Origin of the sequence: Paenibacillus sp. YPG26 (assembly GCF_023704175.1) — a bacterium.
Classification (GTDB): domain Bacteria; phylum Bacillota; class Bacilli; order Paenibacillales; family Paenibacillaceae; genus Fontibacillus.
In genome coordinates, this window is record NZ_CP084530.1 from 821,266 (window position 1) to 845,098 (window position 23,833).

Consider the following 23,833-nt stretch of genomic DNA (forward strand, 5'->3'; position numbering starts at 1 on the left):
TTATGTTTTTTCACATTAAAGAACTTCAATTTCGTGCAAAACCCGAGAAACCGGATCCCGTATATGCGAGAAAGCTTCAAGAGGTGCTGGGTGGTCAGTTTGGTGAGATGTCCGTAATGATGCAGTATCTGTTCCAAGGCTTCAACTGCCGTGCAGACCGCAAGTACCGGGATATGCTGCTTGATATCGGTACGGAGGAGATCGGGCATGTCGAAATGCTGTGTACGATGATCTCGCAGCTGCTTGATGGAGCGCCGGCGGATCAGGTGGAAGAGATGGCCAAAGATCCACTCATTGCCGCAGCACTGGGCGGGATGAACCCGCAGCATACGATTGTGTCGGGAATGGGAGCTATGCCTAGCGACAGCAACGGCTATCCTTGGAATGCTAAATATATCGTATCGAGCGGGAACCTGCTCGCTGATTTCCGGGCCAACCTGAATGCGGAGTCCCAAGGTCTGCTGCAGGTGGTGCGTCTCTATGAACAGACGACAGACCCGGGTATCCGGGACATGCTGAGCTTCATGATCTCCCGCGATATCATGCACCAGAATCAGTGGCTTGCCGCGATTGAAGAGATTGAGCAGATAGACGGGCCGATTGCGCCGGCTTCCTTCCCGCGTGAGCAGACGGTAGAGGAGGCAACACGCCAATTCCTGAACTTCTCCGAGGGGGAAGAGAGCAGCGCGGGCCGCTGGGCCAACGGGCCGCTGCCGGATGGAACGGGCAACTTCGAGTATGTGGCGACCCCGCCAGCTCAAGGCGGAGAGCCGGTACTGATGCCGCCTGCGGATCATCAGCATTCAACGCCGGGAACCGGTCCTTATATCGTGAACAAAGGACTGCTGGGCAAATAATCGGGCTTAATTATATAATAGGGAGGCTGCCTGCCGGGCGGTCTCCCTGTTTTTTGCTCATATAAGAACATATGCGGAAGTGCCGCCAAGGCAAAGAACTTTAACTCATTCCCCATATGCGGAAGTACCTTAAAGGCATAAAACTTTAGCTCATTCCACATATGCGGAAGTGCCTTAAAGACATAAAACTTTAACTCATTCCACATAGGAAATGAAAAAATGTGTTAAACTGGTTATAAAGTGAAAGTGGTAAGTCACCCGTACGGTGCATGTGGAGCGGCGTGTGGTTAGATTGCGGTAAGATCAACATAACGGAGTGATTATTTGAGCAAAGCTAAAGGCAAGGGCGGAACAGGCAGAGGCACAGGCAAGAAAGGGTGGAACCGGTGGCAGGCAAGTGCCAATAAAGCCAAGAGCGCACCCAAACCCTACAAGAGTAAAGGGACGAAGAACCGGGATAGCGAGCAGCCTCCCGTTAATTCTAGAGATGAATAACCATATATTATAGGAGTGATGCTTTCTGAGAAGACAAAAACCAATGTCATTTGATGATCTGCTGGTAGAATTACAAGGACAAAAAACAGCACAGGAAGACCCGAACAACGTATCCCTGGACAAATTGTTCAATAAATCGTTCATGAGCAAGTATTCCGGGCATGACAGCTTTGCAGCGTTCTTGGAGAAGGGGAACTTCCAGGTTCACACTCAAGAGGACGTCAATAACATACCGGATGAATTGTTCGACCGCCATGTGGCGCGGGAGACGAGCTTCCCGGATTGGAAATCCATGCTGGAGACAGCGAACAAGGAATACGCGGGTTCTTAGAACAGATTGTAGCTGAAGCACTAAGCTTGAGTTATTTCATATCAACAGGTCAGCCAGGAGCTTCTGGCTGACCTGTTTTTGCGTTTCGACCACGAATTTGGCGCTTCTGCTTCACCGGATACGGCTATCATAGAAGGAGGGAGTGTCGATTTTTGGCGTATATTAGCAGAAAACTGTACCCGAATAGATGTCAGAAAGTGTATAATGCTAGAGCAGCTTAACAAGCTTAATGAGAGGGATTGATAGATTAACATGCGCCGGCAAATGAAAAAATTGAAAGTTCTCCTTATTCTTACCCTGGTAGTCTCAGCGTTCTCCAATAATACGCCGCGGGCAGCGGCTGATGCCGAAGCACCGGTATTGTGGAGGTCCGTTGTTCATGTGGGGGATACGGTGAAATACGGCAATAAAACCTGGGTTGTTCTTGACCCGAATACCGGATACTTAATTGCTTCGGATCTTGATGGAGCGAGACCCTTTGATACCAACAATAATCAGCTGTTCAATCCCGGCGATGGAAGCAATATTGCTTCATGGCTCAACGGGTCGTACTATAATAACCTCTCCGACCGTCTCTGGATTCAGGACTTCAGCTGGAAGATAGGTAATGAGTTGGATGAATCAGGCATGAGTGTGAATGCGAAGGTTGGACTTCTGAGTTACTATGAATCCAGATTATACCGGCCTTATCTCGGTACCCCGGCTGAACGGTACTGGTTAATTACACCTCAACAGAGGAGCCCCTTCTACGTATGGTTTCTGAATACGACTGGTTCCACATCCGCGATTACGGCCAACAACTCCAGAGCTGTCCGGCCAGCAATTCACTTGAAATCGGCTCTCTCTATATCATCAGGTACAGGGCAATCCTCGGATCCCTATGTCATCATGAATCATACTCCGGTAATCGAATTGTCTGGTGCGGCAGGCGGCCCGACTCTATCTACGAAGAGCGGCAGCGAATCGTTCTCTATCTCGGGTAAAGTATCGGACGCCGACGGAGGGGATGTGACGGTCAGTGCCACCCTGGGCGAGGTTACCAAGACAGCTACGGTTGCGGCTGCGCCGATCTCGATACCGGCAGCGGACAACTTTACATTGACCTGGAATACATCAGTGGATGCTCTGGGAAATGGCGTGAGCGACAGTGTTGTATTCAAGGCCGATGATGGTAACGGGGCTGTAGGTTCATCTTCGTATAATGGGACTATTACTATCGATACGATTGCTCCCAATAAGCCAACATTCCAGTTCACCTCTCCTGCCGGATATGCTTCAGGAGGAGCTTCTAAGGAGGATGTTGCTTATACCATCCTGAGCGGCACAGACATGGGAACGGGCGTCTTGAAATCCCAATACCGGACACGTATCAATGGCGGGACATGGGGGGAATGGACCGATTACAGCGTCCCTCTTGAAGTCTCACAAGCGGGGAGAACAGATATGGAGGCTGTGACCCTGGATGTGGCAGGCAACCTCTCCCAGACTGCACAAGCTCAGATTCTGATTGATAAGACGGCGCCAACCGAGCCAACCGTGAATTTTGTTGCGCCTCCGGGTTATATCTCGGGGACAGACTCCTATCAGGATATAATGTTCACCGTAAGTGATGGTACGGATTCGGAAGCAGGCGTACTGAAATCCCAGTACCGGACAAGTGAAGACAACGGCTTAACCTGGAGCAGCTGGACAGATTATGAGAGCGCAGTATCCCTCTCTAAAGCCGGAAGAACAGACATTGAAGCCAGGACCCTTGATAAGGCAGGCAATGAGTCGGATTCTGTATCCGCCCATGTTCAGATTATCAAGGCTGCTCCAACAGCCTCCAATGCAGCCGTGACTGGAACGCCAACAGAAGGACAGACCTTAACCGGGAGCTACAGCTATGCGGATATGAACGGGGATGCGGAGAATGGAACCACCTATCAGTGGTACCGCTCCGATGATGCGGCTCTAACCACGAATCGTACGCCGATTCCGGGCGCTGTAACGAACACCTATACCCTGCAGGCAGCGGATGTGGGCAAATATATCTCGTTCGAAGTGACTCCGCGCAGTGCGCGGGAGCCGGTAACAGGAGTCCCAGCAGAAAGTCATCCTGTCAAGATTGCCGCGGCGCCAGCAGCACCAGTGGCAGCAAGTGTCACGGTCTCGGGCCTGGCTGCTGTGGGACAGACCTTAACTGGTGATTTCTCCTATTCCGATGTGAACGGGGATGTGGAGAGCGGCAGCACATACCAATGGTATCGCTCCGATGACTCTGCCAGAACGGTGAACCACACGCCAATCGCAGGGGCTGTAACGAAGACCTACGTCCTGCAGGCAGCGGATGTGGACAAGTATATTTCATTCGAAGTGACTCCGAAGACGGAGGCGGAGCCAGCGACAGGAACCGCGGCTGAGAGCGCCGCAACCGGAAGAGTTGTCCTGGCTCCAACTGAACCGGCGGCAGCAGGTGTCACGGTCTCGGGCCTAGCTGCTGAGGGACAGACTTTGACAGGAGAGTACTCCTATTCGGACTTGAATGGAGATGCGGAGAGCGGCAGCACATACCAATGGTACCGCTCGGATGATCCGGCCCGTCTGATTAACCGTACCGCAATTCCACATGCAACAAGCAAGGAATATCTTTTGCAGGCTGAGGATATTGGTAAATATATTTCTTTCGAGGTGGTCCCTCGGAATAAGACTGCGCCTACTACAGGATTCGCGGTAGAAAGTGCTGCTACAGACCGGGTGATCGCTGGCCCGAAGGCTCCTACTGCAACTCCGGTTACGATAACGGGAGACCCGGTTGTAGGAGAGAGCCTGAGCGGCAGCTACACTTATGGGGACGTGAACGGAGATGTAGAGAACGGGACCACATATCAGTGGTACCGTTCGGATAATGCGGCATTAACTGTGAACCATAAGGCCATTGAACAGGCCACAAGCAGCACATATATTTTGCAGGCAGATGACGAAGGCAAGTACATCTCGTTCGAGGTGACACCGAAGAATGGGGCAGTTCCAACAACAGGCATAGCGGCCGAGAGTGCTGCAACAGACAAGGTTATACCTGCCGCGGCAGCGCCAACTGTATCGGGCGTAACTGTCACTGGCACGGCGGTTGCCGGGCAGACCCTAACCGGCAGCTACTCTTATCAGGATGTGAATAGTGATGAAGAGAACGGGACCACGTATCAGTGGTATCGTTCGGATGACTCCGCCATGACCATGAACCATACGCCGATCGCTGGGGCCGTGAATCGGACATATACCCTGCAAGCTGACGATGTAGGCAAGTACATCTCGTTTGAGGTGACTCCGCGTAATGCTGAGCTGCCAACGACCGGTACAGCATTAGAGAGTGCAGTTCTATTGATTAAGGCAGCTCCGGTGGTTCAGCCTGATCCGGATCCGGCAACTCCGGGTACATCCGGACCTGGACCCGTAGGACCTGACAAGGAGTTCGTAAATATCGATGTGGAGGCTGCGGACGGAAGTAACGGGAATGTCATCTCCACACTTGTGATCGAACGGATCCTGAAATCTGATGGTTCCAAGAAGGATGTTATTCAGCTTACATCGGACCAGATAGCCAAGGTTATAGACGTTGCAAAAGCTGGATTGCCAGCGCTAACCCTGTTAGTTCCAGATCTTAAGGATGAGGTGTCTGAGACAACGGTAACCCTGCCCTCGGCAGTTGTTAAGCTATTGGATGGGGCCAAGGTTGGGTTAAGGCTTGTAACGAGGAACGCCCAAATGCAGATACCTGCGGCATCCCTGCAGAATATTTTGGGTGGTCTTGAGATCAGCCTGATCCCGGCCAAGACAGATGCGGCGAAGCAGATTATTCAAGACCGTATACGTAAAGATTCTTTGGTTACCAAGCATACAGGCAGCAGAGAGGTGAAGGTTCTAGCCCGGCCGATGTCCATCGACACGAACCTTCAGGGACGCGAGGTTACGTTAATTCTTCCTTTGCCTTCGCTTATTAAGTTGAGCGAGAGTGAACTGAAGGATTTGGCGGTATATATTGAACACAGTGATGGGTCCAAGCAGTTGATAAGGGGTACAGTTGTACCGTACAGCAGCAAAGGGGACCTGGGTCTGAAATTTACGGTTGATAAATTTAGCACGTTTACGATCATCAGTGCGGAGGGTCTGGCAGGAGCCAACCTGCAGGCAGCATACATGAAGGGTTATTCTGATGGCACCTTCAAGCCGGACGCCAGAATTACACGCGCGGAGATCGCATCGATCTTGGCAAGAGTCATATCCAATCCCGATCAGACTGGAAGCATGGCATATAGTGACGTGAAGTCTGCTCATTGGGCTAAGGATGCGATTGCAAAAGTAACCAGCATGGGACTCATGCAAGGTTATACAAATAGTACGTTTGGCCCGGATCGATCCATAACCCGTGCTGAAATGGCGAAGATTGTATCTTTGCTCATCCGTAGTGAGGATAAGACCAGTCCAGGATTCAAGGATACCACCGGACATTGGGCGGAATCAGCTATTCTGAAAGTACAGGCAGCCGGCATAATTAGAGGTTACAGTGATCAGTCATTCCGGCCTGAACAATCCCTAACCCGTGCGGAAGCGGTGGTTATCATGAACAAGGTGCTTCAACTCGCTCCTGTTAGCGGGGAAGTGCATTCGGAATGGTCAGACGTGCCGGATAGTCACTGGGCGCTGCGCGATATCACGGTAGCAGCCGCCAGGTAAGCCGGACACGGACAGATCAGCACGGTAGATTGGCACAGAAAACATAGATGTAACTAGCTATAAGCAGACAGCCTGGATGTCGAATTCGGGCTGTCATTTTTTTCACCAGTGAAGGAGAACACGCAGAAGGTTATCTAGGACTTAATAACCTGGTTAGATGCTAAGAGAATGCTTCATATTCGGGCAAAAATGTACGAATAATGCAAACGTTGGCGTAAAATGTAGATGGGCACAATTAGGTAATAAGTCTCCCTCAAATCAACTGAAAAGTGCATTGACAACTGTCTAAGTAGAAAGTTAGTATAGTAATCAGAAACATGGTAAACGTTTTCACTACTCCTTATTGTGCAAACAAGTTGCACAACCTGAGAAGAGTGCGGCGTTTACATTTCTTATTTTTCTTATGCAACCGTTTGCACGAAGGATCGAATTATCTAATCCACATCCAGGAGGTGAAAGGGTTACTTCGATTGGATAAGCCGGAAGGAAATAGCAGGAGAGAACACAAGTTTAAGTTTTTTGGAACCGCTTACTTCAAAGAAGAATCGTTAGGGAGGTTTGAAGGAATGAATTTGGCTTTACGTGGAAAAAAGGTATTTGCTATCAGCCTGATTATCGCGATGGTATGTTCATGCTTTGGTATGAATCCGGCAGTTCTAAATGCTGCCGCCAAACAGGTAACTCTGGTAGGAGATCTGCAGTCTGAGTTAACTCCTGCGGATGCAGCACCGGGCAAGGACTGGGATCCGGCATCCACAGCAACCCAGATGGTGGATCAGGGCGATGGCTTGTATGTATTTACAGGCACACTGCCAGCGGGAACTTATCAGTATAAGATTGCCCTTAACGGAACTTGGGATGAGAGCTATGGGTTCGATAAATATACGAATCCGCAAGGAACCGATCAGGACGGCAACATCAAGATTACGCTGCCTGATGCAGCTAAGGTTACATTCTATTACAACGACATCACCAAGAAAATCGCAGACTCCACCTACTACACTCCTATAGCGGGTGATCAGCTTCCCCGTGTCGTGGGAACCGTGCAGACAGCACTAGGTGATGTCAAGGATTCTTCTCCTGCTGATGCGAAGACTCTGTTAACTGACCCTGACTTTGACAATATCTACTCCAAGGTCGTGGAAATTCCGAAAGGGAACTATAACTATCAGGTGTATGTGCCTGGGGCAGCCGAAGCAGACTCTCATGCTTACCCTGACACCGCAGAGAACTTAAGTCTCGAATCCAGCGCAGCGGTTACCTTCACGTACAATGCCAAGGATCATGCTGTTAAGGCCACGGCTGCGGCTTCTGAAGATCCAGGTACGCCAGACGGACAGGTAGGTTCGGTGCCGGCGGGAAATATTCGGATTCACTATGCACGCAAAGATAACGACTATACCGGTCAAAGTCTATGGATTTTTGACGATGTGAAAACGCCCTCCAGCGGCGACTTTCCTGCAGGAGCGACTCCATTCCCTGAAGGACAGACAGACTCCTATGGAGCTTATATTGATATCCCTGTAAAGGATGGAGCTAAGAAAGTCTCATTTGTTGTTGTGAATCGCTCCACTAACATCAAGGATGGAGGTAACAAGACTTTCACGATCCTCTCTCCTGAGTTCAATGAAGCTTGGATCAAGCAAGGCGATGACAACGTCTACTTGTCTCCGACCGGAAAGGTGCCAAATGTATTTATGTCTGCGGGATTAGCAGGCACAACCAAGCTAGCTCTGACTTTCTCGATAACAGACGGGCTGAAGGTAGATGAACTGAAGACAGGAGTCAAGGTGAAAGACAAGGACGACAATGAGCTTGCGGTGAAGAATGTAGTCATTGCTAGCAAGCATATAGTTGAGGTGGAGACAGATGCCTATAACTTGGATCAAGCTCCGCTGACTGTTCAATACCTGGATAAGACATTAACCACTACAAGTGACTGGAGATACCTCGATGCGGAGTACAATTACACCGGCGATGATCTCGGGGCCACTTACCATGCTGACAAGAAGACGGCTACGTTGAAGTTGTGGGCTCCGAAAGCCAGCACGGTCACCGTGGATGTCTATGACAAAAGTGATGCTGACGTTCTGGTCAAGAACCTGGAATTGACGAAAGGCGAGCAGGGAGTCTGGTCGATTGAGCTGACACCTGAGAGTCTTGGTGGAACGGTAACCGATGTTCGTGGATACTTCTACCAATATCAGGTTACTAACAAAGACGTAACCAGCAAGGTGCTCGATCCTTATGCGAAATCCATGGCTGTATTCACCGTGGATACCAAGGGCGATGCGGGTGCTGGTGGGGATACCGTAGGTAAGGCCGCTATTGTGGACCTCAGCCAGACGAATCCCGAATCCTTCGACTACGCTAATATCGAAGGTTACAAGAAGCGCGAAGATGCGGTTGTCTACGAAGTGCACATTCGCGATTTCACCTCAGACCCTACGATTGTAGACAGTCTTTCGGGTGAGAAGTGGGGCTCTTATAATGCGTTTGAGAAGAAGCTTGATTACCTCAAGTCGCTCGGTGTAACCCATATTCAGCTACTTCCTGTAATGGCTTGGTATTACGGGGACGAGACGAAGATGAATGAAAGGGACCTCAATTACTCCAACAAGGGCAGTGAATATAACTGGGGGTATGATCCTCATAACTATTTCTCCCCGGATGGAGCATACTCTGTGGATCCTAAAGATCCTGAACTGAGAATCAAGGAACTGAAAGGCTTGATTGATGCGGTACACAACGCTGGCATGGGTGTTGTTCTGGACGTGGTGTATACGCATATGGCTCAGAAAGAAGCCTTGAACGACATCGTGCCTAATTACTATCATTACATTGATCCAACAGGGAAGTTCATTGGCGGGTTCTCCAACAACCTGGCCACCAACCACAAGATGGCTGAGAAGCTGATGGTGGATTCCGTCAAGTACTGGTTCAAGGAGTACAAAATCGACGGAATGCGCTGGGATATGATGGGTGATGGAACCGCAGAGGCCGTGCAGAACGCTCTTGACGCTGCCAAAGAGATTAATCCTAACGCGCTCTTCATCGGTGAAGGATGGAGAACGTTTGGCGGTCACGATGCGGAGCCGGATCTTAAGGGCAAAGCGGCAGACCAAGATTGGATGGATAAGACGGATGATCTAGGCGTATTCTCGGACGAATTCCGGAATGAGCTGAAATCCGGTTATGGTTCGGAAGGTCAGCCAAGATTCATTACGGGTGGTGCGCGGTCGATCAGCTCCATTCTTAACAATATCAAAGGGCAGCCTTCCAACGTTAAATTCGATGATCCGGGCGACATCGTTCCTTATATCGAAGCCCATGATAACTTGACCCTGCACGATGTCATCGCGCAGTCAATCAAGAAGGACCCTTCCATACCGGAGAACGATCTTGAGATCCATAAGCGGATCCGGCTTGGAAATATGCTGGTATTCACTTCCCAAGGTACCGCCTTCCTACATGCGGGTCAGGAGTATGGCCGGACCAAGCAGTGGAAGGGATCGGTAGACCCTGCGGATAAGGATAGAGCTACACTTCTAAAAGATGAAGAAGGTAATTCTTTCGGCTATTTCATCCATGACTCCTATGACTCTTCGGATGCGGTTAATATGTTCGACTGGACGAAAGCGACCGATAAAGCGAAATTCCCGGTTGAGACGACAACCCGGAAATACACTTCAGGCCTGATTGAACTTAGAAAATCAACGAACGCCTTCAGACTGGGCGACCAATCTCTGGTCAATTCGAATGTGACACTGGTTCCTTCAATAGACAGCAAGTCTTCTGATCTTATTATCGGTTATAAGAATAAATCCACAGATGGCACAGGCAACTACTATGTGTTCATGAATGGAGACAGCACATCAAGAACCATTACGCTGAACGAGGATCTGACCAGCGGCAGCGTGCTTGTGGATGACGATCAAGCTGGAGTCACTGCGATCCAGAAGGATGATCAGTCGGGATTCACCCTTAAAGCCGATTCCATTACACTTGAGCCGCTTACAGCGGTAATTATCAAGCAGGAAGCAGCTGCGGCAAAGCTCACTTCTCTTGTACCTGACAGCCGATATTATTCACTGCAAGTTAACGGCACGCATCAGACAACGGTTGTGGCGAAATACGATGATGGCAGCAAAGCTTCGGTAACGGGAACAGCAACTTATGTATCCAGCAATCCAGAAGTTGCTACTGTTAACGATAAAGGCTTGGTTAAAGCCATCGGCCTAGGTACAGCAACAATTACGATCTCCTATGGTGGGAAATCGAAGACTGTTACTGTGTCCGTTAATCCAAAACGGTTTGTAGAGCTTACCTATACTCGTAAAGACGGAGACTACAGAGAGTGGAATCTCTGGGTATGGAATACGGGTGTTAAGAACGACCAGATCAATTTCTCTACAATCAAGGACGGTAAGGCCAGTGTTCTGATTGAAGTGGCGTCTAATGCAACGAACGTTGGATTTGTGCTTCGCAAAGGAACAGATTGGGCCACAGCGAAGCAGGACTTCCCGGATGACCGCTATATCCAGCTTACGCCTGGTGAAATGTTCACCAAAGTGAATGTTATAAGCAAAGTTGAAAAACTCGATATCAAGCCAGCCAATACAGGACCTGTGATGAAAGACGGCAATATCACTTTCATTTACCGGGATGATGAGCTGTTCGAGAAAGGCGCTATGAAGAACATCTCAGATGTTAAAGTGAAAGTGAATGGCAATGAGTATCCGATGGAATATGAAGAAGGCAAGGAATGGTTCAGCTACAAGCTGACTGAAGTGAGAGATGGAGATAACAACTATTCCTTCCTCGTGACTAAGGACGGTAATACAACTGAGATTACTGACCCTAAGAATACCGTGAATAACAAATCTGTGCTCGTCTATCACAAGCCTACCGTCAAGATATCCGCTGCGGTGAAGCCTGGAGCAGTAACAGCGAACCAGAATGCGGTTCTAACGGTGCAAGCTAAGGCAGATCTCGAAGGCGTAAGCTACCGTGAAGGTACGCTGGATCTGTCCGCGCTCGGCGGACCAGCCGAAGTGAAATTCGATACGGCGCTGATGAAGCAGACGATCTCGGTGAAGGATAACGTGCCGGCTGGAATCAAGACGATTCCGATTACGATTGTGGACCAGTACGGCAACGCTCATCACCATAGCACGACAGTCGAGGTGAAGGCCAGAACTTACACCGGCGGCAAGCTGGACTTTGACTGGGATGAGGCGCGCATCTACTTCGCGCTGACAGACCGCTTCAAAGACGGAGATGCAACGAACAATTTCAACGTGGACAAATCTCACCCTGAGGCTTACCACGGTGGAGATTTCAGGGGCATGATCGATAATCTGGATTACATCAAGGAGCTTGGTATCAATACTCTGTGGATCACCCCAATTGTCGATAATATCGATTTCAACAAAGGGGCCGACTTTGATGCTAAGCAGTATGGTTACCATGGATATTGGGCCAAAGACTTCACTCAGCTCGATGAGCATCTTGGTGATATGGCCACATTCAAAGAGCTGATTAATAAGGCGCATGACAGAGGCATCAAGGTGATGGTTGACGTTGTGCTTAACCATACGGGGTATGGTCTAAAGCCAGACGATGATGATTATCCAACCATTACGGCCGAGGATAAGGCTCGGTTCAACGGAATGCTCCGTACGGATAATGCACCATCAGATGTTGATCAAGTCAAAGGCGAGCTGGCTTTCCTGCCGGACCTCATCACCGAAGATCCTGCAGTGCGGAAGCAGGTCATCGACTGGCAGACGGGCTGGCTGAACAACGCGCGGACGGAGCGCGGAGATACAGTTGACTATTTCCGTGTAGATACAGTGAAGCACGTGGAAGGCACAACCTGGAAAGCGTTCAAGAATGCGTTGACTTCGATCGATCCGAACTTCAAGCTGGTTGGTGAATACTTCGGAGGTACGATTGAGAATAACGGAGATATGCTCCAGACAGGACAGATGGACGGATTGCTTGATTTCGGATTCAAGGATGCAGCCAAGAACTTTACAGATGGCAAGATTAATGATACCGATGCGTATTTGCAGGACCGCGAGTCCAAGCTCGATAACACCAAGACTATGGCTCAGTTCCTGAGCAGCCATGATGAGAATGGCTTCCTGACCGAGTACGTAGACGGGGACAAAGGCAAGCTGAAGATTGCGGCTGCGCTCCAGATTACAGCCAAAGGACAGCCGGTCATCTACTATGGTGAAGAACTTGGGAACTCCGGTAAGAAGGAAGGCGACATGTCCAAAGGCCAGTTCAGCGAGAACCGCAGCGACATGCCTTGGGATAAGCTGACAACAGAGAAGGCGCTTCACGATCATTATCAGAAGCTGCTGAACATTCGTGCGAAGTACTCCAAGGTGTTCTCCAAAGGGACGCGCACGAAGCTTGCAGGAACCGATGATCTCGGATATCTGGCATTCAGCAAGCATTACGGCAGTGAAGACGTTGTAACGGTAATCAACACGAAGACCACGCAGGTATCAGCAACTTTCGCAGTACCATTTGCGGCTAATGCTTTGGTCAAAGATGAGTACAGCGGCAAGACGTATACCGTCTCCGCGGATCGCAAAGTTACAGTTAATGTTCCTGGCAAGGATGACGGCGGCACGGTGATTCTGGCAACAGCTCAGGTGTCAACACCGGGTAACCCAACCGGCCCGACTACTCCGTCTGTACCATCAGACTCTCAGGTCGTTAACGAGTCCAGTCTGAAGAACGGCAAAGATGGCAAGGTCGAAGTGGAAATTGCACAAGGCAAGAAGTCTGTACTTCTGCCAATCCAAGCGGCCAAGGCTCTTGGAACGAACGATCTGACTATCAAATCGGGCAGCTTGAACGTAACCCTTCCAAGTGAAGTATTGAGCACGATTCAAGGCATGGTGTCTGGAGCGGAAGCCGATGGGGCTCAAATTGCTTTTGAGGCGAATCCATTGAATACCAGCTCGGCCAATACTACGGTGGATGGATTACAGAAGAAAGGGGCTAAGGTATCACTTGCCTCCGACGTCTATGAATTCAAACTGAACATTATCAAGAAAGACGGAACTAACATGCCGGTAACCACATTCAAGGAGCCAATTACAGTAGCTATCAAGGTCAAAGGCAACCCGAACAAGGATCTGTTGGGTGTGCACTACTTGGCGGATAACGGTATTCATGAATATGTGGGCGGTGTTTTGAACGGAGATGTTCTGACCGCACAGGTTAAGCATTTCAGCAAATACGCGGCGCTTGAGATCGATAAATCCTTCGCCGATGTTCCGGCATCCCACTGGGCATCCGCTGCGGTTAAATCGTTGACCGCAAAGCAGGTTGTAACGGGAGTTACAGATACAAAGTATCAGCCTAACAGCAATGTCAGCCGGGCTGAATTCACAGCGCTGTTGACGCGGGCTCTGGGTCTTCAGACAGAAGAGCATGCGGCCTTCGCCGATGTGAAGCCAGGAGCCTGGTATGCAGCTTATGTGAATGCAGCGGTTAAGGCAGGTATTGTTAACGGCCGCAGTAAAGATACATTTGCGCCAAATGCGACGATCAGCCGTGAAGAAATGGCCGTTATGCTCATTCGCGCACTGGAAGTGAAGCAAGGCAAGAAGGTGGATGCCGCTGCAAGCGCGCAAGCCTTCACTGACGCGTCCAAGATCAGTTCATGGGCGGCTTCCTATGTGGATACCGCTGCGAACCTTGAATTGGTACAGGGCAAGGGAAGCAACCAGTTTGACCCGCAGGGCTTCATGACCCGTGCTGAAAGTGCACAGGTGATTTATAAGCTGCTTGCGAAATAAAATATTCAAGGAACCGGCACTCTTCTCAGGAAGGGTGCCGGTTTTTTTGAATTACGACACTTACGCTGGATTTGGAATATGCTTCGATCTGAACGGTCACATTTATTCACATTAAAGCGTTCCAGCAGTGCGCTTTACGGCTAAATAACACAGCGGGTACACTAAGGGATGGTACAGGCTTATTATGGGCTTATTACCTTGCTGAAGTTAACTTACACACATTGCTGTAAAGGAGTTCTTACCTTGTTGTCTTCCATCTTTGCCCCAAAATCGGTGTCAGCGAAGTACCGGTTAGTTATTCTGCTGCTTGTTGTGATCGTCTCAGGCGCAAGTCAGGGCCTGCTGCTGCCCTTGCTCTCCATCCTGCTGGAGCGGCACGGTGTATCCTCCGATTTGAACGGGATGAACGCCGCGGCGTTATATATCGGAATATTTTGCACGATGTTCTTTGTTGAGAAGCCGGTTATGAGATTTGGTTACAGAAGTGTGATTGTGGTGGGTCTGATTCTGGTAACCGGCTGCTCGCTGCTGTTCCCGGTCAACTCCTCCTTGTATTTCTGGTTCGTCCTGCGTCTCTTGGTCGGTGTGGGGGACAGCTCGCTTCACTTCGCAACCCAGCAGTGGATTCTGAGCAGCAGTCCTGCGGACAAGCGCGGACGATTCTTCTCGCTCTATGGCATGGCTTACGGCATCGGCTTCAGTATCGGGCCGCTCGGCATTAACCTGCTGCCCTTCGGTGAGGCTGTGCCTTTCCTGGTCTCGGGTGCCCTGTATGCGGTAATCCTGCTTCTGATGCTGAGGATTCCGGGTGAGATGCCAGAGCAGGCGGAGGCTGGTGCAGCGGCACAGAACCGGTTCGTCCGCTCCTATCGGCTCGCCTGGTTCGCGCTGATTCCGCCTCTGCTCTATGGCGTCATGGAAGCCTCCATGAACAGCAGCTTCCCGCTGTACGGGCTCCGCATCGACCTTGGGAAGCAGTGGATCTCCCTGCTGCTGCTGACATTCGGACTCGGCAGCATTATCCTGCAGCTTCCGCTCGGGGTATGGAGCGACCGGATTGGGCGTAAGCCGGTGCTAATGACCTGTGCATTTGTTGGAGCCGGGTTGTTCCTCCTGATCCCCGCCGCTGGCGGCCACACGCCGCTTCTGTTCGTGCTGTTCGCTCTGGCGGGCGGGATTGTGGGTTCTTTTTACTCACTCGGAATGTCTTATGCGGCCGATATCGTACCCAAAGCGATTCTGCCGGCAGCAGGGGTCATCGCTTCGGTGCACTACAGCCTGGGAAGCGTGCTTGGTCCTGTGCTCGGGGGTTATGGGATGAGATACATCTCGGTGAACAGTGTATTTATCTTCCTCGGAGCCGTATTCCTGATCTTCGCCGTTCTCGGAATCTGGTTCAAGCGGGAACCCAAGATTGACGTAGGGACCTAGCCGGATTCCTTCGGTATATATCAAAAACGGGGACTATCCGTGAGTCATCTCAGGATGACGACAGGATAGTCCCCTCTTTTTCTAATCAAACGAACGGCTCAGATGGCTGGAATATGCCTTAATTTGTCTGGATTAACGACCAGATAAATGCTGGCAATTTGCCCCTCCTGGACTTGGAACGTAACCACATTCAGCGGCTGGCCATGCGTGTAGGTTACAATGCCAATATCCCCGTTCACGCTGGTGACGGAATAGCTGAAGCCTTCGGGGGCTTTGGCCAGCAGACTGGAGAAGAACATCGCAATCCGCTCCACGCCGTGTATCGGACGAACAGCTGCATTGACCTTGCCGCCTCCATCCGAGTACAGAACGGCATCGCTCTTGATGATGTTAAGCAATGCGTTAACATCTCCAGAGAGCAGGGCCTGAACGAATTGCTCCACAGCGCCCGACGCCTGCTCTAACAAGGCAGGCTTAACTGGAGCTGCTGTCTTCTCCTGGTCGGTATCCGCCATGGGAATACGGGTAAGGGCACTCTTGGCCCTGCGAAATATTTGACGGCAGTTCGCGCTGCTCTTCCCGACAATTTCGGCGATTTCGTTGTATTCATATTGCAGCACTTCCCTGAGCAGAAATACGGCTCTCTCTGTCCAGGACAACTGCTGCAGCAGGAGAAGGTAGGCAGTCGAGATCGACTCCTTGTGGGTATAGAGCTCATCGGGTCCTTTTGGCGTCTCATCGTTCATTACGAGAGGTTCGGGCAGCCAGGGACCCACGTAGACCTCACGCTGTTTGCTGGCAGAGCGCAGATGGTCGATACAGCGGTGGGTGACTATTTTGCATAGATACGCTTTCGGATTAAGAATGTGATCGGGCTTCGTCTCATTGACGTACAGAAATGCTTCCTGAACGATATCCTCCGCTTCCGTCACACTCCCGAGCATCCGGTAGGCAAGAGAGAACAGCAGCGGCTTGTAAGAGCCGTATTGTTCCGCAGTTCCGGTCAATTCCATAGAGCTCACCTCCTGGCTGAAACTTCTATTAAGTTTCGCTTTGATCTTTGACTAATGTACTGGGCGGCACGCAGTGCGCTTGCGGCGGACGCATCTGCAAGCATCTCGCCCTGGCTTACCCAATCACCTGCGACGTACAGACCTTCAATACCTCGGACAGAAGGTCCTGCCAGGCTGTCAGGCTGGCCCACATGCAGATAGTTATGGGTAACTGTCATTCTCGGCAGGTACCTCTGGGTAACCACTTCCTGTTCCCAGCCGGGTTGAATGAGACTCATGGCCGCGGTCAGCATTTCATAGTCCGCGTCTGGATCACTTTCTCCTTGCCCGAGATACTTCACCAGATGCACGACCCGTGTTCCGTCATCACTTAATTTGGCGTGGGCGGTATGGTGAGAGAAGAAGATCGGCTGATCCAGTCCGATGGCGAACTCTCTTGCCGCAACCGGGAGCCGCTTGAGACCGACATCAAGGCAAGCAGCTGCCGAGGGCCGGGTGTTCTCCTTCCAGCGCTTCAATTCGGTATGTTCCGCGCCGCGCACAAGCTTATAAATCTCCGCAGGGGAAGCGGTGCTGATTACATGATGAGCTTCCAGCGAAGCTCCTCCTTCAAGAGCAACGCTCTGAACCCTGCCTTGGTCATGAACGATCTCTATTACAGATTGGCCACTGACAAGGTGAACTCCTGCTTGCTCGGCTATGACTTTAAGCTGATCGATCACAGTCTGCCAACCATGATTTAAGTAGAGGACACCTTGCAACGAACGCTGGACCTGCGCCAAGGCTGGACCAGCGAGCTGATCATCCGGCGCGTGGGAATACGTGGAAGTCCGGCATAAAGCATAGAATATATGCCTAACCATTGGATCATGGATCTCATGCTCTGCCCATGCTCTTAAGCTGCCAGCCTTCATTTGATCCGGTTTAAGCTGCTTGAGCTTCATCATAAGCCGCATAAGATTCATTTTGTTAGGCCAGGTGAGAAGCTTGGAGGATAAGAGACTGGCCGGGCCTGCAAGAAGCGGGATGCTCTGATTGTTCCAGACCGCATGAATATGGGAAGCCGGCTTGCCTCCCTCCAGACGCACCCCAAGCTCCTTCAGGATGGAATAAGCCCGCCCGGCTTGATATAGCGCATGCCCGCCCAGATTGAGGTACGCTTGATTCTTCTTGTTAGTTATGGCACGCCCACCCCAGCGTCCCGACTTCTCGACCAACGCTACAGAATGTCCTCCCTTGGCCAAATAAATAGCGGCGATAAATCCTGCCAATCCTCCACCAATAACAACGGTATCGTACTTGTTCATCAACATTGTTAATCCCCCTCTGTTATCTTGATTACCTTTAAGGCGAAACAGAGTATCGTTTTGTGACAGATTCCATTTTTATCTTTATACTTAATAATGACAGACATAACTACCCAGGTCTTGGATTGCACTGAGAAGGAAGGGGACTATGCCATATTTTATGGATAAAAAGAAAATTCCCCTCGACCGATATATCATCTAACGAATGATTTGCGCCACCAGCTGGGAGTGAACACAAGAATGAAATTAATTAACGGTATGTTCAAGAATAAATGGGTTATGATCCTTGTCTTTCTCATTATTACGGGTTCTTTATTTGATATCTTATTGAATTCGCGGAATGAGACCGTGTATATGTCTCTGCACATTATAATTCTGCTGGTCACGTTGTATGGGTTCTTCTCCATACTTAAGGAAGTAAGTATGACCAAGGAAGAATTGACGATGAATAATCGAAGATTGAATAACATGTTCGAGACTCTGGATGCAGCCATCTGGTATCACGATATGAAGACGGATACAGTGCATGTCACGCCGGGAATCGAGAAGCTGTATGGTTATCCCCGCAGTTCCTTTTATGAGGATAAGACCTTTTGGATGCAGGTTATTGTTCCTGAAGACATGGACGTGATTAGAGACCGGTTATCCAGGACAGCGAAGGGGGAGACGGTTACCAGCAAGTACAGGATCGTCCGCCCAGATGGAGAAGTACGCTGGCTTCAGGACCGGGGAATTCCGAAGATGGATGAGAAGGGCAGCCTCGTGGACTTTACAAGTGTCATTCTCGACATCACCGATCTTATGGAAAGTGAACACCGGTACCAGAGTCTGGTGGAAATGTCGCCGGATCTTATCGCCGTAATTACCCGCGGGCGGATTGATTACATCAATAAGGCGGGCTCTGCGCTTATCGGAGAATCCTCACCCGCGGAGCTGATCGGCCAGCCGATCGAGCGGTTCTTCCCGGACAGGGTCCTGGACGAGATCAATATGAAGGAAGAGGGCGAAGGCAGCGGCCCCAAGAGGAAGACGGTTGAATTCAAAGTGAACCGTGTAGACGGGAAGAGCACGCATGTCGAGCTGTCGGCAAGCCCGATTCTTTTTGAAGGAAGATCTGCGATCCAGGTTATAGGCAGTGATATTTCAATCCGCAAGGAATCGGAGAAAATGGTGGAGTTCATGGCTTATTATGATGCTCTCACCGAGCTTCCCAATCGCTATAAGCTCAGGGAGCATCTGAATCATATCTTGAATCAGGCCAAGAATGAGATGCTGGCGCTCCTCTTCCTGGATCTGGACAGATTCAAGATCATTAATGATACCAAAGGACATATGGTAGGAGACCTTCTGCTGCAGAAGGTGGCTAAGAGGCTGGAGAAGGCCGTTCAAGGAGAAGGTCTGGTCTCCAGGCAGGGCGGAGATGAGTTCATTATTCTGCTGGAGAACTGCAGCAAAGATGAGGTAACCCGGACGGCCAAGCAGCTGCTCATCGAATGCTCAAGACCTATCGAGATCAACCGGCAGGAATACTTCGTCACGGCCAGTATCGGAATCAGTATGTATCCGGCGGACGGGGCGGATGAGGAGACTCTGATCAAGCATGCCGACACTGCCATGTACCTGGCCAAGGAACGGGGGAAGAACAATTACCAGTTCTACTCCTCTGACCTTAACGGGCTGTCGACCCGCAAGATGGAGCTGGAGAATGGGCTCCGGCGGGCGATAGAGCAGGATGAGATGGTGATCTACTATCAGCCGCAGGTAGAGCTCACTACTGGAGAACTCGTCGGGATTGAAGCCCTGCTGCGCTGGAGGCATCCGCAGTATGGGATGATCTCTCCGCTTGAGTTCATTCCACTGGCTGAAGAGACAGGTCTGATCGTTCCCTTGGGGAAATGGGTAATGCGAACGGCCTGCATGCAGAATAAGGCCTGGCAGGATCAGGGACACCCTGCTATTCCTGTAGCTGTGAATATTTCGGTCCGGCAGATGGGAGAGGAGAACTTCGTGGATTCCATCACGGAAGTGCTGAATGAGACTGGCCTGGACCCTCAGTATCTGGAGCTGGAGATTACGGAAAGTATGGTGCAGAATATCGAGAAATCAACCTTGATCCTCAGATTGCTTAGACTGATCGGGGTCAGGATTTCGATCGATGACTTTGGCACAGGCTACTCCTCCCTAAGTATTCTGAAGCATCTTCCGATTGACAAGATCAAGATTGATAAATCCTTCATTGATGATATTATTCATCATTCCAATCAAGGGGCCATGGTGAAGACCATTATCGATATGGGCATCAATCTGAATTTCAAGGTCATTGCGGAAGGGATCGAGAAGAAGGAGCAGATCGACTTCCTGATTCACAATGCCTGCAATCTTGGACAAGGCTATTATTACAGCCCCCCTCTACCTGTAGAGAAGATGGAAGTCTATTTGCGCCAAGGAGCTTCGGGACCAGATGTTCACTAAGCTGGGCTTGCCGATTATGTTTTACACACATGGCCATTATGTATTGAATTTAAATGGCAATCTTTGTATGATGTTATTATACGGATTCCTGAATTCTACCGGCATAAGATTAACTAATTTATTAATTCAAGGGCAATGGATTGTCATTTGAAGTTCGAAGGACAACAACCCCGCAGCTGCTGCGGGGTTGTTTTATTTTTGACCACAATAGGGGGATGAAACATGACCAAGTCTAATGACACCAGAGTTATATTAACCAAGGAAGACCTGATCCAGCAGTTCAAGCAATGCGGAGTGGCGCCCGGGCAGACGATCTTTGTGCACACGTCTCTGAAGAGTCTTGGGTTCGTTGTAGGTGGCGCCGAAACTTTAATCAGAGCTCTGCTCGAAATCGTTGGGGAAGAAGGAACCCTGATGATGCCTTCCCAGACATGGAAGAACCTTGACCCGTCCACAGGCGTGCACTGGGAAGAGCCCCAGGAGTGGTGGCCGATTCTGCGGGAGCACTGGCCTGCCTATGACAAGGAAGTCACTCCGGCCATCGGCATGGGGGTTGTCGCTGAAATGTTCCGGAAATGGCCGGGAGCCAAGAGAACGGATCATCCGGCCCGGTCCATTGCCGCGGTAGGGAAGTATGCGGAGTATATTACGGAGGAGCATGATCTGAGCAATATTTTTGGCGAGAACTCGCCTGTAGATAAATTGTATAAGCTGGATGGATACGTGCTGCTGATCGGGGTGGGATACGACAAGAACACCTCCTTGCATCTCGCTGAGACGAGGGCGGACTTCCCTACCAAGAAATTCACGGATGAGAGCAGTGCGATCATGATAGATGGGAAGCGGCAGTGGGTAACCTACAACACCCAGGCCGTGGATGATGTGGATTTCGTGAGAATCGGGAAGGAGTATGACGAGGCGCATCAGGTTCAGGTCCATAAGGTGGGCAATGCCGAGGTCCGGTTAATCAAGCAGAGAACGCTTGTGGACTGGGCCACGGAATGGATGGAGAAGAATCGGGCCTGACGCATGTTTTTATGGGCAGAATGAAGGCAATGCTGAAGTTGAAGTATCCAGGGACCCCCAAGTAGTTATATAATAGAGACTTACAGATCACAGTATACAAAGGAGTTAGGTCCGTGTGAATAACGAAGAACTGCATAGCGAATTGCCTGAGAATTACGATGAGCTCAAGAAGGCTGCCAACCGTACCTCTGACTGGAGAGCACGTCTGGAAGCGGTTGAGGAACTGGGCAAGCTGAATCATCAACAAGCGATCGGTGTCCTTAAAGGCATCTTGAAGAATGACCCTGTACTTAAGGTGCAGGAAGCCGCGCAGCGCCAGCTCAAAGGGCTCGGGGAGAACGTGGCAATTCCGAAGCGTGAGCCAGGGGATCTGGTTCCGGGAATTACGAAGCTGCTGCTTAGAATCAAGAAGAGTCTGCCGAAAGAGCATTCCTATGAAGAATTCAAAGAAAAGCTTAAGAAGATGAGAATTGATGTGTATGATGTCTATGAAGGCAACAAAGGCGATGAGTTTGATGCATGGCTAGAGGAGAAGTGGGCTTCCCTTCGGACAAGCAAGTACTCTTAATTGACAGGAGTGACTGAGATCCATGGAGATTGATGTTCAATATACACCTAATCCTAATTCGATCAAGATCAGTACGGGCAAGCAGTTATTTGAAGGGCCGCGGAGCACTTCCCTCAAGAGCGGGGATGCGACAGATCATCCGCTGGCCAAGGCTTTGCTAAGCATTGAGGGGATTGATAACTTGTTCGCGGTTAACGACTTTGTCACCATTACCAAGACACCGGATGCGGACTGGGATGCCATCCTTACCCATGTGGAGCAAGCTTTCAACGAAATATACGGCTAAGCGAATTCAGAAGCGAAGCGAGGGACACCTCTGGCAGCCGTGAAGACGGAACCAGGGGTGTTTTTTTGCGAGTACAGAGGAGGAACCGGATTATGGGTTTGTTCGATAAGCTGCGCGGCAGGCAAGGAGAGTCATCAGCTCCTTCAGCTGAGGAGAAGTCAGGTCCTATTGTAGGGTTTGTGCTGCTGGATAGACAGCAATATGATTTTGATGCTTTTAGCCGGAATCTGCAGGAGCAATGGGGAATTCAGACGGGAGAGCAGACGGAGCGGGAAAGTCTCGTGTTCGAGGTGGACGGCATGAAGGTCGCCTGCGGATATATGCCGGCTGTGATTCCCAATCGCGAGGTAGAGGAGAACTGCAAGTATAACTTCCTGTGGAGGGAAGCGGAGCAGGTCGTATCGACTCACCAGGCCCATATTATTGTATCGGTGCTGGGAGCTGAGGATGCGGTAGAGGGGCACAAGCTCTTCACTAAGGTCGCAAGCTCGCTGCTGCAGACGGAGCCCGCAATTGCGATCTATACAACCCCTCTCGTTATGGAAGCGGGGCAGTATGTGGATTTGGCACAATCGCTGAAGGAAGATACTCTACCTGTCGTTCTCTGGGTATTTATCGGGATGTATCAGAATGACCATGGAGTGGGCTCTTATACGGTAGGACTCCGCAGCTTCGGCAAAGACGAGGTCGAGATTGTGAATTCCAGCCAGGGAGCGGGCGATGTCTTTGAATTCGTCTCTGTAATTGTCAGCTTCATTATTGAGAACGATGTAACGCTCAGAGATGGGGAGACAATCGGGTTCTCTGCGGAGCAGAAGCTCTCTCTTACCCGGTCCCCGGGTGTAGCGGCCGAAGGGGATAGCATTAAGATCGCATTCTAGGTCAGTGTGAACCTGAGAATGCCGTTACCCGTGTTCCGTTCACCGGAATGCGGGTCTTTCTTATCTGCTTTGTACGAACTTGTCTCCTGGGTTTCAGATCGGAGCGTTAAGAACCTGTCCCGTCTCTTGGCGTTAATGATATGCTTGTGAAAGAAAGCCAGACGCAAGTATAGATTTCACAGCTTGGTGAATTCGCAAGGTAACCCGGCTTCGCAGAAGACTGACGGATATCATAGTAATTGAACGAAATGAGGTGGGAAGGTTGTCATCAGGTTATTCCCGAATTGTACCCACAGGTGTAACTTTTAAATATCCAGTCATTGATCTGGCAAATAAGCGGGTAATCGCACATGTACTGTTCAATGATATGGTGAAGATGAAAGTTACCATCGACTTGAAGAGTAATACAGTACAGAAAGAAGGAAGTATTGATGATTTTGCTTCCATGACGGGAATTAGCAGAATAATTTTAAACGAGGAACAAATTGTTGAAAGCTTGCGAAGTACGGCAGCGTTCTATATCGAGAACAATATTTCAGATCCTGCCCCTTTATGAAATTTGATCTGCTAATTTCGATATAGCTTTCAGTCCTTTTAATTAGCCTGTGGCAAGATTTTTCTTAGGTT

Annotated in this window: 14 protein-coding genes; 12 read left to right on the plus strand and 2 right to left on the minus strand. The window is 50.2% G+C overall.

Features of this window, described 5'->3' with window-relative positions:
* Positions 1 to 2 precede the first annotated feature (2 nt).
* From LDO05_RS03710 to LDO05_RS03735, 6 genes are all read left to right on the plus strand, one after another.
* Positions 3 to 857, plus strand: coding sequence for a manganese catalase (locus LDO05_RS03710; RefSeq protein WP_251377569.1), 855 nt, complete (start codon positions 3 to 5; stop codon positions 855 to 857).
* A gap of 324 nt (positions 858 to 1,181) precedes the next feature.
* On the plus strand, positions 1,182 to 1,352 hold the full coding sequence (locus tag LDO05_RS03715; protein WP_251377570.1) for a DUF3934 family protein: 171 nt from the start codon (positions 1,182 to 1,184) through the stop codon (positions 1,350 to 1,352).
* Between the two features lie 43 nt (positions 1,353 to 1,395).
* Positions 1,396 to 1,683 carry a hypothetical protein gene (locus LDO05_RS03720; protein ID WP_251377571.1) on the plus strand — a complete coding sequence of 96 codons (288 nt, stop codon included), beginning with the start codon at positions 1,396 to 1,398 and terminating at the stop codon, positions 1,681 to 1,683.
* Positions 1,684 to 1,947: 264 nt separating this feature from the next.
* The gene (locus tag LDO05_RS03725; RefSeq protein ID WP_251377572.1) at positions 1,948 to 6,396 is read left to right on the plus strand and encodes an S-layer homology domain-containing protein; all 4,449 of its coding nucleotides are present in this window, start codon (positions 1,948 to 1,950) and stop codon (positions 6,394 to 6,396) included.
* Positions 6,397 to 6,962: 566 nt separating this feature from the next.
* Complete coding sequence (locus tag LDO05_RS03730) at positions 6,963 to 14,222, plus strand: pullulanase (RefSeq protein ID WP_251377573.1); 7,260 nt, start codon at positions 6,963 to 6,965, stop codon at positions 14,220 to 14,222.
* Positions 14,223 to 14,465: 243 nt separating this feature from the next.
* Positions 14,466 to 15,653 carry an MFS transporter gene (locus tag LDO05_RS03735; RefSeq protein ID WP_251377574.1) on the plus strand — a complete coding sequence of 396 codons (1,188 nt, stop codon included), beginning with the start codon at positions 14,466 to 14,468 and terminating at the stop codon, positions 15,651 to 15,653.
* Positions 15,654 to 15,751: 98 nt separating this feature from the next.
* On the opposite strand, the gene LDO05_RS03740 is transcribed toward LDO05_RS03735, so the two are convergent.
* Together LDO05_RS03740 and LDO05_RS03745 are read right to left on the minus strand one after the other, a co-directional pair.
* Positions 15,752 to 16,666 carry an RNA polymerase sigma-70 factor gene (locus LDO05_RS03740; RefSeq protein WP_251377575.1) on the minus strand — a complete coding sequence of 305 codons (915 nt, stop codon included), beginning with the start codon at positions 16,664 to 16,666 and terminating at the stop codon, positions 15,752 to 15,754.
* A 5-nt stretch (positions 16,667 to 16,671) separates the two neighbouring features.
* Positions 16,672 to 17,979, minus strand: a complete 1,308-nt coding sequence (locus tag LDO05_RS03745) for a phytoene desaturase family protein (RefSeq protein ID WP_251377576.1) — start codon at positions 17,977 to 17,979, stop codon at positions 16,672 to 16,674.
* A gap of 234 nt (positions 17,980 to 18,213) precedes the next feature.
* Between LDO05_RS03745 and LDO05_RS03750 the strand changes: the two genes are divergently transcribed.
* The 6 genes from LDO05_RS03750 (at position 18,214) to LDO05_RS03775 (ending at position 23,762) form a co-directional block, all read left to right on the plus strand.
* Positions 18,214 to 20,445 (plus strand): sensor domain-containing protein, encoded by a 2,232-nt coding sequence (locus tag LDO05_RS03750; RefSeq protein ID WP_251377577.1) that lies wholly within the window; start codon positions 18,214 to 18,216, stop codon positions 20,443 to 20,445.
* A gap of 222 nt (positions 20,446 to 20,667) precedes the next feature.
* A complete protein-coding gene (locus LDO05_RS03755) occupies positions 20,668 to 21,471 on the plus strand; it encodes an AAC(3) family N-acetyltransferase (protein ID WP_251377578.1) in 804 nt (267 codons plus the stop codon).
* Positions 21,472 to 21,586: 115 nt separating this feature from the next.
* Complete coding sequence (locus LDO05_RS03760) at positions 21,587 to 22,039, plus strand: HEAT repeat domain-containing protein (protein ID WP_251377579.1); 453 nt, start codon at positions 21,587 to 21,589, stop codon at positions 22,037 to 22,039.
* A gap of 22 nt (positions 22,040 to 22,061) precedes the next feature.
* The gene (locus LDO05_RS03765) at positions 22,062 to 22,325 is read left to right on the plus strand and encodes a NifU N-terminal domain-containing protein (RefSeq protein ID WP_251377580.1); all 264 of its coding nucleotides are present in this window, start codon (positions 22,062 to 22,064) and stop codon (positions 22,323 to 22,325) included.
* Positions 22,326 to 22,417: 92 nt separating this feature from the next.
* Entirely contained in the window at positions 22,418 to 23,206 is a 789-nt protein-coding gene (locus LDO05_RS03770) for a DUF4261 domain-containing protein (protein ID WP_251377581.1), read from the plus strand.
* A gap of 262 nt (positions 23,207 to 23,468) precedes the next feature.
* Entirely contained in the window at positions 23,469 to 23,762 is a 294-nt protein-coding gene (locus LDO05_RS03775) for a hypothetical protein (protein ID WP_251377582.1), read from the plus strand.
* The last annotated feature ends 71 nt before the right edge of the window (positions 23,763 to 23,833 follow it).

Excerpts from the sequence above, each read along its gene's own strand:
- LDO05_RS03765 (WP_251377580.1), top strand. The coding sequence starts at position 22,062 with ATGGAGATTGATGTTCAATATACACCTAATCCTAATTCGATCAAGATC.
- LDO05_RS03710 (WP_251377569.1), top strand. The coding sequence starts at position 3 with ATGTTTTTTCACATTAAAGAACTTCAATTTCGTGCAAAACCCGAGAAA.
- LDO05_RS03770 (WP_251377581.1), top strand. The coding sequence starts at position 22,418 with ATGGGTTTGTTCGATAAGCTGCGCGGCAGGCAAGGAGAGTCATCAGCT.
- LDO05_RS03725 (WP_251377572.1), top strand. The coding sequence starts at position 1,948 with ATGAAAAAATTGAAAGTTCTCCTTATTCTTACCCTGGTAGTCTCAGCG.
- LDO05_RS03730 (WP_251377573.1), top strand. The coding sequence starts at position 6,963 with ATGAATTTGGCTTTACGTGGAAAAAAGGTATTTGCTATCAGCCTGATT.
- LDO05_RS03720 (WP_251377571.1), top strand. The coding sequence starts at position 1,396 with ATGTCATTTGATGATCTGCTGGTAGAATTACAAGGACAAAAAACAGCA.
- LDO05_RS03745 (WP_251377576.1), bottom strand. The coding sequence starts at position 17,979 with ATGTTGATGAACAAGTACGATACCGTTGTTATTGGTGGAGGATTGGCA.
- LDO05_RS03755 (WP_251377578.1), top strand. The coding sequence starts at position 20,668 with ATGACCAAGTCTAATGACACCAGAGTTATATTAACCAAGGAAGACCTG.
- LDO05_RS03750 (WP_251377577.1), top strand. The coding sequence starts at position 18,214 with ATGAAATTAATTAACGGTATGTTCAAGAATAAATGGGTTATGATCCTT.
- LDO05_RS03740 (WP_251377575.1), bottom strand. The coding sequence starts at position 16,666 with ATGGAATTGACCGGAACTGCGGAACAATACGGCTCTTACAAGCCGCTG.